1 protein-coding gene is annotated in these 495 nt (G+C 47.5%); it reads right to left on the reverse strand.

Translation table 11 applies throughout. From position 1 onward, the window contains the following. The coding region (locus U0R11_RS13560) for a hypothetical protein (protein WP_406752370.1) at window positions 1-495 on the reverse strand (495 nt) is incomplete at both ends.

A 495-nucleotide genomic window follows, 5' to 3' on the forward strand; every position in this document is an offset into this window, starting at 1 on the left:
CTGTATTGGAATTGATGGTTCCATCTGTGGCATTCACCGCAGCAGCTTCTGCTTTGTACAAGATCATGGATCCTGTTGCTACACCTGCTGTGAATGTCATGCTAGTGGCTGTTCCAAAGTTGGTTCCCGCTACCGTTGGTGTCGTGGCCGGACTAGGTGAAGCTAATGCGCCTGAGAAAGTAATGCTTTTAGCTCCTGTATAGGTCGTGGCTGTATTCCCACTCGCATCTTTGGCAGTTACTGTGACAGTCTGTGATCCTCCTGCTGTTTGTGTTCCTGTTCCAGTGACTACTAATTTAGTCGCTGCTCCAGCATTCATTGTAATGCTAGAGCTTGTTGCTGCAGTTCCTGATGCGGGTGTAAAGGTGAAGGTTCCTGAACCTGATGTTCCCGTATAGATCATTCCATCGGTGGTTAAATTAGCCACACCGCTGGTAAAATCACCCACTTGATTCAATACATTAGTACCTCCTGAACCTAAACCACTCACGGTTC

Origin of the sequence: Aquirufa salirivi (assembly GCF_045310485.1) — a bacterium.
Taxonomy (GTDB): Bacteria; Bacteroidota; Bacteroidia; order Cytophagales; family Spirosomataceae; genus Aquirufa; species Aquirufa salirivi.